The organism is Arthrobacter sp. GW822-FHT05G07 (assembly GCF_058799755.1).
In genome coordinates this window covers 238949-253044 of sequence record NZ_JBXALT010000005.1, presented here as the reverse complement: position 1 = coordinate 253044, position 14096 = coordinate 238949, and the positions used below count along the sequence as shown (strand labels likewise).

Genomic DNA, 14096 nt, shown 5'->3' with positions numbered 1-14096 from the left:
AGCTGGATCCCCGCAATCATAGTTGCCGTTTCTGGGAAGTTCCTTATCGGGCCCGTAGCCACGCCGGATCCAGTAACGCCAACTAGAACCCGAGTTTGACCAATTGCTTGGGATCGCGCTGCCAGTCTTTGGCTACTTTAACGTGGAGATCGAGGTAGATCCGGGTGCCGAGCAGCGTCTCGATACCCTTTCGGGCGTTGGTTCCCACCTCACGCAAACGGCTTCCGCCCTTGCCGATGATGATGGCCTTCTGGGAAGGCCGTTCAACATAAAGGTTCACGCGAACATCCAACAGCGGGTTGTCCTCGGTCCGGCCCTCACGGGGAACGATTTCCTCCACCACCACTGCGAGTGAGTGCGGAAGTTCATCGCGGACGCCCTCAAGTGCCGCTTCGCGAATCAGCTCTGCGATCATGACGGCCTCAGGCTCGTCCGTCAGCTCGCCGTCAGGATACAGCGGCGGTGATGACGGCATGTGGCTGATCAGGACATCTGCAACAGTGGAGACCTGAAAACCATCGGCGGCAGAAACAGGCACGATGTCAGCCCAGCCCTGCTCACCAAGAACATCGCGGCCCAACGCGGCGACTGCAAGCAATTGCTCCGTCAACGCCTGACGATCCACAAGGTCGGTTTTGGTCACAAGTGCCACGATGGGCTTGCGTCCGACGGCGGCAAGCTGAGCGGCGATGTATTTGTCGCCGGGGCCGATTTTTTCGTTTGCCGGCAGGCAGAAACCGATGGCATCGACTTCCGCCAGGGTGTCTGCAACAAGTTCATTGAGACGCTTTCCCAGCAGGGTACGCGGGCGGTGAAGGCCCGGAGTGTCCACAAGGATCAATTGGGCGTCGTCGCGGTGGACAATACCGCGAATGGTGTGCCGTGTAGTTTGCGGTTTGGCCGAAGTGATGGCCACTTTCTGGCCAACCAACGCGTTGGTCAGTGTCGATTTCCCCGCATTGGGCCGGCCGACAAGCACCGAGAAGCCAGCGTGGAAGCCACCGAAATCGGCATCGGCATCGAATTTCTTATTTTGCTTGCTCACGTGGAACTCCCTGTTGCGTTGAGTCGGCGTCATCGAGAAGGTCTTCAAAGTCAGTGTCTTCCTTTGGCATGGCTGCCGCAATGATGTGGCTGACCCTGTTACGGCGACCCTCCAGCCTATCTGCCCGGAGCGATATTCCGTTCACTTCAACGGAGCTCCCAACAATGGGAACCTGGCCAAGGGCTTTTGCAAGAAGACCGCCGACCGTATCCACCTCGTCGTCGTCCAGATCGATGTCGAAGAGTTCGCCCAGGTCATCGATGCTCATGCGGGCGCTCACGCGGTACGTGCCATCGCCGAGATCAACCGCCTCCTCGGCGGCGGCGTCGTATTCATCCACAATCTCGCCAACGATCTCTTCAATGAGGTCCTCAAGGGTGACCAGCCCGGCGGTGCCGCCGTACTCGTCGATGACGATCGCCACATGCGTGGACTCTTTTTGAAGTTCCCTCAAGAGGTCGCTCACAGGCTTGGATTCCGGGACATAACGGACGTCGCGTGCGAGCGAGTCAACGTCGTGGGCTTGTAATCCGGGTTCGCTGCGATGCATGGCCGCAGCCACATCCTTGAGGTAAAGAATTCCACGGATCTGGTCCGTGTTCTCACCAATGACCGGGATCCTTGAGTAGCCGGACCGCAGGAAAAGGCCCATTGCCGTTTCGAGGTCCGAGCCCGTACCGATACTGACAATGTCCGTGCGGGGAACCATCACCGAACGCACCAAGGTGTCACCGAAATCGAAGACCGAATGAATGAGCTCAGCCTCGTTGTCTTCGATCATGTCCGATTCCGCGGCACGATCCACGAATTCGCGGAACTCCTCTTCGCTGACGAAAGCGTCATCCCCGCTCGGGGCACCTGGTGCAACTGCCTGCCCCAAGGCCACCAACCAGCCAGGGATGGGTCCCAAAATCCAGCACAGGAACCTGATCAGCGGTGCAGTGAAGCGAACGACGGGGCCGGAGTGCGCCCGGCCCAACTGCCTGGGTGAAACACCCACCAGCACGAAGCCGATGACCGCCATGATTCCCGTGGCTGCGAGCCCGGCGAGCCACACGTTGTCCAGCAGACTATGCAGGACAACCGCAACGGCAACTGCCGCCGCCATTTCGAACCACACGCGCCAAAAACGCAGGGCCCGCATGTGCGCGATCGGGTTCTTGAGAATTCCCCCCAGCGCCTTACCCTTGCTCCGCACTATTGATTGTTCGGCCTCATGCCGGGGCAGGAAGTTGAACGCAGCCTCGGCTGCGGTCAGCAGTGCAACGAAGCTGAGAAAAACCAGCGCCATGCCGACCAGGATGATCGAGGTCACTGCATGGTCTCCATGGGGGCATCCTTGCCCAGGAATTCAGACAGCAGTTCCCGCTGCAAACCGAACATCTCTTCCTTTTCCTCCGGCTCCGCATGGTCAAAACCAAGCAGGTGGAGGATGCCATGGGTTGTCAGGAGCAGCATTTCGTCCTGCGTGGGGTGCCCGGCGTTGCGCGCCTGTACCTCGGCCACCTGAGGGCAAATAGCGATGTCGCCCAGCATGCCTTGCGGCGTGGGCTTCTCCGGAGTGCCCGGCGTCAGTTCGTCCATGGGCACGGACAAAACATCCGTAGCCCCGGGCTCGTCCATCAGTTCGATGTGCAGCTTTTCCATTGCCGGTTCATCGACAAGGAGAATGGACAGCTCTGCTTGGGGGTGGATGTACAGACGCTCAAAGATGAAGCGTGACAACGTCACCAGCTGGGCTTCGTCCACCACCACACCGGACTCGTTGTTTACTTCAATGCTCATTTGCGTACTCCACGGTTGTACTGTGCACCAGGTTTGCCTTGGGCACCAGGTCTGTCTTGGGCACCAGGTTTGTACTGGGCGTCGGTGCGGTGTGCGTCGTCCCATGTGCTGTAGGCGGAGACGATGTCAGCAACCAAGCGGTGCCGGACGACGTCAGCGGCCTCCAGAATGGAGAAGTTGACGTCATCGATTCCCTTCAGGATTTCCCTGACAATCCGCAACCCGGAGGTTGAACCGGAAGGCAGGTCTATCTGCGTGACATCGCCCGTGACCACCATTTTTGATCCGAAACCTAGGCGGGTCAGGAACATCTTCATCTGCTCCGGAGTGGTGTTTTGCGCTTCATCGAGAATGATGAATGCGTCGTTCAGCGTCCGTCCACGCATGTAGGCCAGGGGTGCGACCTCGATGGTCCCCGCAGCCATCAAGCGCGGGATGGACTCGGGATCCATCATGTCGTGCAATGCGTCATACAGCGGGCGAAGATACGGGTCGATCTTGTCGCTCAGCGTTCCGGGAAGGAAGCCCAGACGTTCCCCCGCTTCCACCGCAGGCCGGGTGAGGATGATCCGACTGACTTCCTTTGTCTGCAGCGCCTGGACTGCCTTGGCCATTGCCAGGTATGTCTTTCCGGTACCTGCGGGACCGATTCCGAAAATCACGGTGTTGTCGTCAATGGCGTCGACGTAGTTCTTCTGGTTCAGCGTCTTGGGCCGTATGGTCTTGCCCCTGCTGGACAGAATATTGTGCGTCAAGACATCAGCCGGATTCTGCACGGACTGGACCCTCAACAAGGACACGAGCTGCTGAAGGATGTCCGGAGTGACCACGGTCCCCTTCGCCACGAGCCCACGGACTTCCTCCAAGAGACGCATGATGCGTGGAATGACGGTGGAAGGCCCCGTCATGGAGAGCTCATTACCGCGGACATGGAAGTTGACGTCCTGGAACTGTTCCTCGATGTATCGCAAGGCTTCGTCGTGGCTGCCCAACGAGTGAACCATCTGGTCGGAGTTGTCGAACGTGACAACTTCCGTGCGCGTACCCGGTAGTGTGTGCGGGAACTCGGTGGGCGGCTGGTTGCCGTTTCCGGTCCTGAGCCGCCCGTTCAAAGATTCACTCATAGTGCTGGCCTCAAGGCCTTTTCTCCTCCGGTTGGTTCGTAATAACGCCATCGATTCGACATTCGTGGCCGCTCAAAGGCGCCAGCCCGGATGCCGGAATGTCTTCAATCCTACGCCAGCCCGGCCTGCGATGAACCTTAACCGACGGCAACATCCGGGCCGGGGCCGTCATGTCAGACATATTGTCTCAACTCGGCATCAAGCGGGTATCAATCATGTTTCAGTTGGCCCCGGTCCGCCCAATCCCGGCCGGCCGCCGTCGACGATGTGCCAAGCTGGCATAGCGGGTGGCAGCAGCACCCTGCGGCCCGGCTTCTGCGGCTGGGGCCGCCAAGAGACATACGGCAAGGCAGGAAACCCATCACAAAGCCAGTAAGCATAGGGAACGGCGCGCGCAGAGGGACGAAATCCGTCATCGCCGCGCCGGCGATGCTTGCTGTCCTGTTGCTGACCGGTTGCATCGCCAATGGCGGCGGTAGCCAAGCAATCACGAGTTCACCACCTGTTACTGTCCAGGATGCCCCGGCCAGCCATGCCCCGCTGGAGACCACGCAGGCTTCCACCAAAATCCCGGTCTACTGGATTGGCCGCAGCAAGGAAGAGGTTTACCTCTACCGCGAGTTCAGGGACATTTCCAGCGATGGAAACCCCGTGACTACAGCGCTCCGGATCATGATGGCTGAGAAACCCCTGGACCACGACTTCTTCACGCCTTGGCAGGACCCGGGAAGCCTCGCCACGTCCATCTCGGGCAAGAACGTGATTACCGTGGATATTTCGCGGGACGCCTTTAATTCAAACCTCGACGCCGGAATGGCACATCGCGCCGTTCAGCAGTTGGTCTATACAGCTACGGCAGCAGCCTCGTCCTCGGGACTTATCAACTCCGGCCAGCAGATCCAAGTAGTCATTTTGGTTGACGGGCACAAGGACTACATGGCGTTCGGGCAGGTGCAGCTCGGCCAACCCATGGAGCGGAACGCATCTTTGGTGGCACCGCTGTGGATTATCGATCCGCAGGAGGAAACATCCTTGCCCGCGGGTGTAGTCAAATTCAATGGCCGCAGCACCGACAGCTCAAGGCCCGTCAGCTGGCAGATCCTCCAAGACGACGGCAAGGGCGAAAAGACCAGCCTGCTCACAGGCCAGACCAAGGCAACCGGTGAGCCGGGACAATATGGTCTTTTCACTTTCAGCGCCACGCTGAAGACCGGAAAGTATGAGCTGCGGGTTTCACAAGTCGATGAAGCGGGCGCAACCATCGAAACGAGCACCGATACCCGCTTGTTCAACGTCGGTTAGTCTGCGGGCTGACTACCAGCGGCCCAGAACGTCACTGGCAAGAACGACGGCGGCTGGTCCCGCCGTCGACGACCGCAAGACATGGTGACCCAAGAGGGCCGTCACCGCGCCCGAGTCGCTGAGCCGAGTTACTTCACGCGGTGAGATTCCGCCCTCAGGTCCCACGATCAAGAGAACTTCGCGCGGCTTACCTTCGTTAGGTAACGCCGCCAACTCTTCAAGGACAGTTCTCAGGGGGTTCTTGGCGTCTTCATGCAGGATGATGGCCATGTCAGCGTCCGCTACGGCCTTGGCCAAAGCAACGGTATCCACAATGGACCGCACCTCGGGAATCCAGGCACGCCGCGCCTGCTTGGCCGCGGCTGTGACCACCGACTGCCACTTCGCATGTGCTTTGGCGGCCCTCTCACCCTTCCACCGCACGATTGCACGCTCGGACTGCCAGGGGATAACAGCATCTATGCCGAGTTCCGTGGCAGTCTCGATGGCGAGTTCGTCGCGGTCGCCTTTAGCCAGGGCCTGGACCAGCACCAGCCGGACCTCCGGTTGCTCCTCGAACAGCACTTCGGAGGCCTTAACCGTCAAGGTGCTGGATCCGGCGTCGACCACTGTCCCTGTCAGCCGCACGCCGGCACCATCTGCAATATCCACGGGCTCGCCTGTGGTCAGGCGCTTAACCGTGACAGCATGCCGGGCCTCTGCACCCTCGAGGACGAAGGTGGAACCAGGGACTACCTGACCGAGGGAACCCGCCGGCGTGAAGAAAACAGGATTGCTCACCGCTACAGGTTACCGAGCTTGTCCCGCAGCTTTGCGAACATACCGCCGCTGGCCACAAGCTTTCCTTCCGTAAACTGCTCGCCACGCAGCTTGGCCAGCTGCTGCAAGAGTTCTTCCTGGGCGGGGTCGAGCTTGCTGGGCGTCTCCACATGCAGGTGCACCTTGAGGTCGCCACGGCCGTAGCCCCGGAGGTGCGTGACACCCAGGCCGCGGAGGGTAATGACTTCTCCCGATTGCGTGCCGGCCTTCACATCAATGTCCTGTGCGCCGTCGAAAGTGTCCAGCTGCAGCTCGGTTCCCAGCGCGGCCGCCGTCATGGGCACGCTGAGCGTGGCGTGAAGGTCGTCGCCTTCACGCATGAACATGGCGTCGTTGTTAACCCGGATCTCTACATAGAGGTCACCTGCAGGACCACCTGCGGGCCCCGCTTCACCCTGTCCGGACAGCTGGATGCGCGTACCGGTTGCGACGCCTGCCGGGACCTTGATGGTGAGGGAACGGCGGCTGCGGATACGGCCCTGCCCGTTGCACTCGTTGCAGGGATCCTTGATAACGGTGCCGAAGCCTTCGCAGGAACCGCAGGGGGCGGTGGTCATGACCTGGCCGAGGATGGATCGGACAGCCCGCTGAACCTGGCCACTGCCACCGCAAATGTCGCAGCGCTCCGGATGGGTGCCCGGGCGGCAGCAGCTGCCATCACAGGTGGGGCAGACCACGGCGGTGTCCACTTCAAGCTTCTTGTTGACGCCGAACACGGCGTCCTTCAGGTCGATGCGGACGCTGATGAGCGCGTCCTGGCCGCGACGGACACGGGAAGCCGGTCCACCGTGGCCACCGCCTCCACCAAAGAAGGTGTCGAAGATGTCCTGGAACGCGAAACCCTGGCCGGAATAGCCGCCACCGAAACCGTTGTCGGTGCCGTTCTCATTGCCCGTGGCGTCGTAGACCCGGCGTTTCTGGGGGTCTGACAACACTTCGTAAGCGTGGGTCACGGCCTTGAACTGTTCCGCGACATCCTCACCGGGGTTTACGTCGGGGTGCAGTTTCCGCGCCAACTTGCGGTACGCCTTTTTGATCTCTTCCCCGGTGGCTTCCGGCGAGACTCCCAAAACGTCATAGTGGCTGCTCAAAGTCGGTATCTCTTCCTTGTTGTACTGCGGATGTTTCCTCGGACCGGTGTTCAGCCGCCGAGAATGCGGGAAAGGTAACGGGCCACGGCACGAACGGCTGCCATGGTGGTGGGATAGTCCATGCGTGTGGGACCGAGAATCCCCACCTTGGCGCCGGAGCCGTAGCCCGTAGCCACGACGGATGCCTCAGCCAAGCCGTCGTACGGATTCTCGCGTCCAATGCTCACAGTGACTCCGCGGGGGTCATCCCCCATATCGGACAACAACCGGAGCATGACAACTTGTTCCTCGAGTGCTTCCAGCACGGGACCGATGCTCAGGGGGAAATCCACGTTGGAGCGCGCAAGGTTGGCCGTTCCTGCCATCAGGATGCGCTCTTCTCGGCTGGTGTCACTGAGCGATTGGAGCCCCTGGGCCAACGTCTGCGCCAGGCTGCGGAGCTCCGGCGGGCACAGGGCAACTACCGATGGGAGCACCTGCGGCAAGAGAGCCAGTTGCGTGGCGGCAATGCTGCCGAGGAAGCGGGACCTCAGGAGCATCAAGGCTTCGTTGCTTACGTCCGAGCCGGCGTCGATGACCTTCTGCCCTACGCTGCCGGTGTCCGCGATGAGGACCACGAGCACCTGCTTTGGGCCCAACAGGACGAACTCCACGTGACGGACCAGTGCGCGGTTGGAATGCGGATACTGCACGACGGCCACCTGATTGGTCAGCTGCGACAGGAGCCTTACGGTGCGCTCCAGGATGTCGTCAACCTCATCGGGGCCCTCTAGCAACGAATGGATGGCCCTGCGTTCGGCGGCCGAGAGCGGCTTTACCTGCGAAATGCGGTCGACGAACAGGCGGTAGCCCTTGTCCGTAGGGATTCTCCCTGCACTGGTGTGGGGGGCCGCGATGAGGCCTTCCTCTTCCAAGACAGCCATGTCGTTCCTGATGGTGGCACTGGAAACGCCAAGATGGTGCCGCTCCACGAGGGCCTTCGAACCGACAGGTTCCCTGGAATGCACGTAATCCTCAACGATGGCACGCAGCACCTCAAGCTTGCGCGGCTCACTCATTGCTCCACCTCCTGACGACTGCCATGGTCCCTGGGACCGGTCAACGCGGGATCTCAATCGGACCACCACACTTAGCACTCAACATGCCCAAGTGCTAACAAGTCTAGTATGAGCCACCCCGTTGCTAGCATTGAAACCTGCCGCGGCCGGCTTCGGCCCGCACCATAAACCAGCACAAAGGTAGGAATCCCTTGGCTTTCGACAATTGGGGACCGCAGGATCTGTCCGCTCCAGCCAAAAAGCAGCTGCCGGAAGTAGCCGTCCAGCGGGGAATGGTCCTCGAGGACGTCCAGTCCGGCTGGGTGGGCGAAGTCACCCGCGTTGAGAAATCGGGCGGAATGCATGTGGTCTCCCTTGAGGACCGGCGCGGAAAGACCAAATCTTTCCAGCTCGGATACGGGTTCCTGTTGGAGGGCCAGGCCATACGGCTTATGCCTCCTGCTGCCCGCCCTGCCGCCTCTGCCGCCCCTTCCACCCGGACAGCCTCCGGATCCGTGAGGGTACAGGGCCAACGTGCCCAGGTGGCCAAGGCGAGCCGCGTCTGGGTGGAAGGAAAGCACGACGCCGAACTCGTCGAGAAGGTCTGGGGTGACGATCTCCGCGTGGAAGGCATCGTCGTGGAGCCATTGCATGGCGTAGACGACCTGAAGTCGGCCATCGCTGCCTTCAACCCCGGGCCGGGTCGCCGACTCGGCATCTTGGTGGACCACCTTGTCCCCGGCTCCAAAGAGTCGCGCATCGCCGCCGATGCCATGACGGTACCGGGGGCTGCAGGAAACGTTTTGATTGTCGGCCACCCCTACGTGGACGTCTGGCAGGCCATCCGGCCAAAGGTCCTGGGCATTGAGGCATGGCCGGAAGTCCCCCGCGGGATCGACTGGAAGACGGGAATCCTCAGCGCGTTCGGCTGGCCCCACGAGACTGCCGAGGACATAGGCTTGGGCTGGCAACGTCTCCTTGGTGCAGTACGCACGTATGCCGACCTCGAGGCATCGCTGCTGGGACGCGTTGAGGAAGTCATCGATTTCCTGACAGTTCCCTGAGGCAACGTCCACGAAGGAACATCAACCACCGTGTCAAAGGGGCGTTGGTCCCGGGAAGCACGTTGGGGCCGGTATTCTGGGACAGCAACACCGCAGCATCTTTACAGCAAAGGGAAGACACCGTGGCAGATAACGCTCCTGAAGAACCGGGCAGCGCCGCAGGCCGGCCCCAGTACCATGGCGCGCCTGCCAACGCACTACCGTTGACGGCCAGCGAGGACAGGCAGTGGGCTACGCTGGCCCACTTCGGCGGCATCCTGGGATGCCTGCCGTCCCTTCTGATCTACTTGATTTTCCGGGATCGCGGGCCGTTCACCGCGCAGGAATCAAAAGAAGCCCTGAACTTCACGCTGCCTCCCACCATCGCTGCAGTGCTGGCCAACATCCTGGTGCTGCTGCCCGTGGTGGGCAACATCTTCGCCGTCATCGCCACGGCTATCTGGGTGGCACTGACGTGCTTCTCCGTCTCGGCGGGAATCCGGGTCAACCACGGGCAGCCTCACCGTTACAAGGTCAACCTGCGCTGGATTAAGTAGCCCGCCCTCCCCCTCCAGAGGGAAGGGCGCAGAGGTTAGTCGGGAAGAATCCTTCGGACTACGGCGTCAGCCAAGAGCCGACCCTTCAGGGTCAAGACCAGGCGACCCTTGAATGCCTGCACCGGGTCAACCAGTTCATCGGCAATCAGCCCGGCCATCGCATGCCGTCCGATCGCGTCCAAGGCGTCCACGGACAACCCTGTTCCAAGCCGCGCTTCAAGCATGATGCGCTCAACTTCCCGGGTTTCGACGTCGAGGGTTTCCCGTCCGGCAGCCGGTGAGGTTCCGCTCCCGAGCCGTGAGGCATACGCCGTGGGGTGCTTGACGTTCCACCATCGGACACCCCCCACGTGGGAGTGGGCTCCGGGGCCGATGCCCCACCAGTCATCTCCGCGCCAATAGGCAAGATTATGCCGGCAAGCCTGTTCCGGCGTCCGGGACCAATTGCTGACCTCGTACCAGTTCAAGCCCGCTTCAGAGATCATCTTGTCGGCCAACTCGTACTTGGAGGCGTGGTCGTCATCGTCAATACCGGGTACTTCGCCGCGACGTATCTGGGCCGCAAGTTTGGTGCCGTCCTCCACAATCAACGCGTAGGCACTGATGTGATCTGGTTGGTACGAGAGCGCAGTTTCGAGTGACAGCTGCCAGTCGGCCATGGACTCTCCGGGCGTGCCGTAAATGAGGTCAAGGCTAACTGCCAGGCCGGCTTCGCGCGCCCACTGCACAACGAGTGGCACACGGCTGGGCGTATGGGTGCGGTCCAGTACCTTCAGAACGTGCGGAACCGCGGATTGCATGCCGAAGGAGACCCTGGTGAATCCGGCATCAGCCAACACTCTGAGGGATTCAGGTGTCACCGAATCTGGATTCGCCTCGGTTGTCACCTCGGCGCCGGGCTCCAGGCCCCAATGGCCGACGGCGGCCCGCAGGATCCGCGCCAGGTCTTCCGCCGGGAGGAGCGTTGGGGTACCACCGCCAAAGAAGACAGTGCTGAGGGGACGTCGAGGCAAACCGGAGGCGTCAAGTGCCAGAGAGGCGAAGTCCAGCTCGGATACGGCCGTGGAAGCGTAGGCGTCCTGCGATGCACCGCCACCGAGTTCGGTTGCAGTGTAGGTGTTGAAATCGCAATAGCCACACCGCACGGCACAGAACGGTATGTGGACATAGAGCCCGAACTTACGGTGCTCGACGCCGGCCAACACCTGCGGAGGCAATATGCCATCCGCAGGTGCCGGGTCGCCCAAAGGTAGGACGCTGGGCATCTACTTCTTGGCCTTGTCCTTGGACTCGTCAGTGGTCAGGGCTGCAATGAATGCCTCTTGGGGCACCTCCACGCGGCCCACCATCTTCATGCGCTTCTTGCCCTCCTTCTGCTTCTCGAGCAGCTTGCGCTTACGGGTGATGTCACCGCCGTAGCACTTGGCAAGAACGTCCTTACGGATGGCCCGGATGCTCTCACGGGCAATGATGCGGGATCCGATGGCGGCCTGGATGGGTACCTCGAATTGCTGCCTCGGAATAAGCTCACGGAGCTTCCCCGTCATCATCACACCGTAGGCGTAGGCCTTGTCACGGTGGGTGATGGCGCTGAAAGCATCCACTTGCTCACCCTGCAGCAGGATGTCCACCTTGACCAGGTCCGCCACCTGCTCGCCATCGGCCTTCCAGTCCAGCGATGCGTAGCCGCGGGTCTTGGACTTCAGGAGGTCGAAGAAGTCGAACACAATCTCAGCCAGCGGGATCCAATAGCGAAGCTCCACGCGGTCTTCGGACAGGTAGTCCATCCCGCGCATCTGGCCACGGCGACTCTGGCACAGTTCCATGATGGAACCCACGAACTCGTTGGGCGCCAGGATGGTTGCGGACACCATTGGTTCACGGACCTCGGAGATCTTGCCCGTGGGGTACTCGCTGGGGTTGGTGACGTGGATGACCTTCTTGTCCTCAAGGGTCACCTCGTACTCCACGTTGGGAGCAGTTGAGATGAGGTCGAGGTTGTACTCGCGTTCGAGGCGCTCACGCGTGATTTCGAGGTGCAGCAAGCCGAGGCACCCTACGCGGAAGCCGAAGCCCAGCGCTGCAGACGTCTCGGGCTCGTAAACCAGCGCGGCGTCGTTGAGCATCAGCTTTTCGAGGGCATCGCGGAGGACAGGGTAATCTGTGCCGTCCAGCGGGTAGAGACCGGAGAAGACCATCGGCTTGGCGTCGGCGTAGCCGCTGAGCGACTCCGAGGCCGGCTTGGCCAGGTTAGTGACAGTATCGCCAACCTTGGACTGGCGGACGTCCTTCACACCTGTGATCAGGTACCCCACCTCGCCGACACCCAGGCCCTTGGACGGTGTGGGCTCCGGGGAGCTGACACCAATCTCCAAGAGCTCATGCGTTGCCCGGGTGGACATCATCTGAATGCGTTCGCGCGGGTGAAGCATGCCGTCCACCACGCGGACGTAGGTGACCACGCCGCGGTAGGTGTCATAGACAGAGTCGAAAATCATGGCGCGGGCCGGAGCATTGGGATCACCAACGGGCGCTGGAAGGTCGCGGACAATCTTGTCCAGCAACGCCTCCACGCCTACGCCGGTCTTGCCGGAAACCTTGAGGACATCCTCGGGGTCGCCACCAATGAGGTTGGCCAGTTCCGCCGCATACTTCTCGGGCTGCGCGGCCGGAAGGTCGATCTTGTTCAGCACAGGAATGATGGTGAGGTTGTTTTCCATCGCCAAGTACAAGTTCGCGAGGGTTTGAGCCTCAATGCCCTGGGCCGCATCCACCAACAGCACTGCGCCTTCACAAGCTGCCAAGGAACGGGAAACTTCGTAGGTGAAGTCGACGTGGCCGGGAGTATCGATCATGTTCAGCGCGTAGCTGTTGCCATCGAGTTCCCACGGCATGCGAACAGCCTGGGACTTGATGGTGATGCCGCGCTCACGTTCGATATCCATACGGTCCAGATACTGGGCCTTCATGTCGCGTTGCTTAACGACGCCGGTGTACTGCAGCATGCGGTCGGCCAAGGTGGACTTACCGTGGTCAATGTGGGCAATGATGCAGAAGTTCCGGATGATGGCCGGATCTGTTGCGGCGGGCACCGGTGCGGTGCGGGCCATGGGAGACACGCAGGATCCTTACTGTCGACACTCACACGGCAATTCCGCGACTGGGCATAGGCCAGCTGGAAAACGCCGCGCATCTGATCCTCTAGTCTCCCATGAACCGGCGCTTCGCCGTACATTGCCTGCCGGGCGTCCGCAGTGGACGGTTGTAGCGTTGTCACATGGCTTTCGACTTGCGCCCCTTGGGCAAACTTCTCCTGCGATCATTCAAGGCGCTGGGAGGCAGCCGCACCAACGCCGGCACCCCCTTGGGCGCCCCCTCGAGCGCTCCGGGCAATCAATCCCGGCGGACCGCCGTCGGGCACCCGCCCGGCTCCTACCCCGGCGACTTCCGCGGGGCCGTCAAAGTGAACTACTCCCCCAAGCCTGACGGCCAACCGGATCCCGGGGAGATCGTATGGAGTTGGGTCCCTTACGAAGAGGATCACTCACGCGGTAAGGACCGGCCCGTCCTTCTTATTGGACGGGACGGCGGCTGGCTCCTGGGGCTGATGCTGACATCCAAAGACCACGACAACGGGAACAGGGCGGATGACTACGTTGATATTGGAGCGGGTTCCTGGGATCGACAGGGCCGGGCGAGTGAGATCAACGTAGGCCGCATCATCCGCCTGGATCCCGAGGCAATCCGGCGCGAAGGCGCTATCTTGGGGAAAACACCGTTTATGGAGGTCTCCCGGGCCGTGCGCGCCAGGCACGGTGGGAACTGAACCGCCTGCAACTAAAACGACGAGTCGTGGGTGAGCCATACTTTCTGCTATCCTTTATAGCTGTGTGTCCGTGCAGGTCGACGGCCATACATGGTTGGCTGCCATAGGCATCCCCACGCCGCTCAGTCGATGGCCAACCTGAAAACCCTCTAGACCATTTCCGCATTAAAAAGAGAGTTCATACGTGGCTAATATCAAGTCCCAGAAGAAGCGCATCCTCACCAACGAGAAGGCTCGCCTGCGTAACAACGCTGTCAAGTCCGAGCTGAAGACGGCCATCCGCGCCGTCAACACCGCCGTTGAGTCTGCTGACAAGGATGCTGCTGGAACTGCACTTGTTGCTGCCAGCCGCAAGCTGGACAAGGCTGTCAGCAAGGGCGTTATTCACAAGAACAACGCTGCAAACCGCAAGTCGGCGATCTCCAAGAAGGTCAACGCACTCTAAGGTTTTTCCAGTTCGACTGAGC

Annotated in this window: 14 protein-coding genes; 5 read left to right on the top strand and 9 right to left on the bottom strand. The window is 61.0% G+C overall.

The window, feature by feature from the left end; all coding sequences use genetic code 11:
- Positions 1-82: 82 nt before the first annotated feature.
- Genes era through AC1RJY_RS10380 form a run of 4 tightly spaced genes read right to left on the bottom strand, consistent with a single transcriptional unit; the run spans position 83 to position 3954 of the window.
- Positions 83-1045 carry a GTPase Era gene (gene era, locus AC1RJY_RS10395; protein WP_017197589.1) on the bottom strand — a complete coding sequence of 321 codons (963 nt, stop codon included), beginning with the start codon at positions 1043-1045 and terminating at the stop codon, positions 83-85.
- On the bottom strand, positions 1029-2360 hold the full coding sequence (locus tag AC1RJY_RS10390) for a hemolysin family protein (RefSeq protein ID WP_011774914.1): 1332 nt from the start codon (positions 2358-2360) through the stop codon (positions 1029-1031). Before AC1RJY_RS10390 ends, era begins: the two co-directional genes overlap by 17 nt.
- Entirely contained in the window at positions 2357-2830 is a 474-nt protein-coding gene (gene ybeY, locus AC1RJY_RS10385) for an rRNA maturation RNase YbeY (RefSeq protein ID WP_011774915.1), read from the bottom strand. Before ybeY ends, AC1RJY_RS10390 begins: the two co-directional genes overlap by 4 nt.
- A complete protein-coding gene (locus tag AC1RJY_RS10380) occupies positions 2827-3954 on the bottom strand; it encodes a PhoH family protein (RefSeq protein WP_498602256.1) in 1128 nt (375 codons plus the stop codon). The genes ybeY and AC1RJY_RS10380 overlap by 4 nt, the downstream gene beginning before the upstream one ends.
- Before the next feature lie 429 nt (positions 3955-4383).
- Between AC1RJY_RS10380 and AC1RJY_RS10375 the strand changes: the two genes are divergently transcribed.
- Positions 4384-5256 carry a GerMN domain-containing protein gene (locus AC1RJY_RS10375; RefSeq protein ID WP_043470302.1) on the top strand — a complete coding sequence of 291 codons (873 nt, stop codon included), beginning with the start codon at positions 4384-4386 and terminating at the stop codon, positions 5254-5256.
- A 12-nt stretch (positions 5257-5268) separates the two neighbouring features.
- Here AC1RJY_RS10375 and AC1RJY_RS10370 read toward each other — a convergent pair whose 3' ends face one another.
- The 3 genes from AC1RJY_RS10370 to hrcA are packed head-to-tail and all read right to left on the bottom strand — an operon-like array spanning position 5269 to position 8224.
- On the bottom strand, positions 5269-6036 hold the full coding sequence (locus AC1RJY_RS10370; protein WP_011774918.1) for a 16S rRNA (uracil(1498)-N(3))-methyltransferase: 768 nt from the start codon (positions 6034-6036) through the stop codon (positions 5269-5271).
- 2 nt (positions 6037-6038) lie between these two features.
- Positions 6039-7166: a molecular chaperone DnaJ gene (gene dnaJ, locus AC1RJY_RS10365; protein ID WP_011774919.1), complete on the bottom strand. Its 1128-nt coding sequence runs from the start codon at positions 7164-7166 to the stop codon at positions 6039-6041.
- Between the two features lie 50 nt (positions 7167-7216).
- Positions 7217-8224 (bottom strand): heat-inducible transcriptional repressor HrcA, encoded by a 1008-nt coding sequence (gene hrcA, locus AC1RJY_RS10360; protein ID WP_014921957.1) that lies wholly within the window; start codon positions 8222-8224, stop codon positions 7217-7219.
- A gap of 191 nt (positions 8225-8415) precedes the next feature.
- Between hrcA and AC1RJY_RS10355 the strand changes: the two genes are divergently transcribed.
- The gene (locus AC1RJY_RS10355; RefSeq protein WP_014921958.1) at positions 8416-9267 is read left to right on the top strand and encodes a DUF3097 domain-containing protein; all 852 of its coding nucleotides are present in this window, start codon (positions 8416-8418) and stop codon (positions 9265-9267) included.
- Between the two features lie 122 nt (positions 9268-9389).
- Positions 9390-9803, top strand: a complete 414-nt coding sequence (locus tag AC1RJY_RS10350; RefSeq protein ID WP_026005318.1) for a DUF4870 domain-containing protein — start codon at positions 9390-9392, stop codon at positions 9801-9803.
- A 35-nt stretch (positions 9804-9838) separates the two neighbouring features.
- On the opposite strand, the gene hemW is transcribed toward AC1RJY_RS10350, so the two are convergent.
- Positions 9839-11068 (bottom strand): radical SAM family heme chaperone HemW, encoded by a 1230-nt coding sequence (gene hemW, locus AC1RJY_RS10345; RefSeq protein ID WP_011774923.1) that lies wholly within the window; start codon positions 11066-11068, stop codon positions 9839-9841.
- Positions 11069-12922, bottom strand: coding sequence for a translation elongation factor 4 (gene lepA, locus AC1RJY_RS10340; RefSeq protein ID WP_498602255.1), 1854 nt, complete (start codon positions 12920-12922; stop codon positions 11069-11071).
- 158 nt (positions 12923-13080) lie between these two features.
- Between lepA and AC1RJY_RS10335 the strand changes: the two genes are divergently transcribed.
- Positions 13081-13629: a type II toxin-antitoxin system PemK/MazF family toxin gene (locus AC1RJY_RS10335; RefSeq protein ID WP_011774925.1), complete on the top strand. Its 549-nt coding sequence runs from the start codon at positions 13081-13083 to the stop codon at positions 13627-13629.
- A gap of 184 nt (positions 13630-13813) precedes the next feature.
- Positions 13814-14074 carry a 30S ribosomal protein S20 gene (gene rpsT, locus AC1RJY_RS10330; RefSeq protein WP_011774926.1) on the top strand — a complete coding sequence of 87 codons (261 nt, stop codon included), beginning with the start codon at positions 13814-13816 and terminating at the stop codon, positions 14072-14074.
- Positions 14075-14096: the final 22 nt, after the last annotated feature.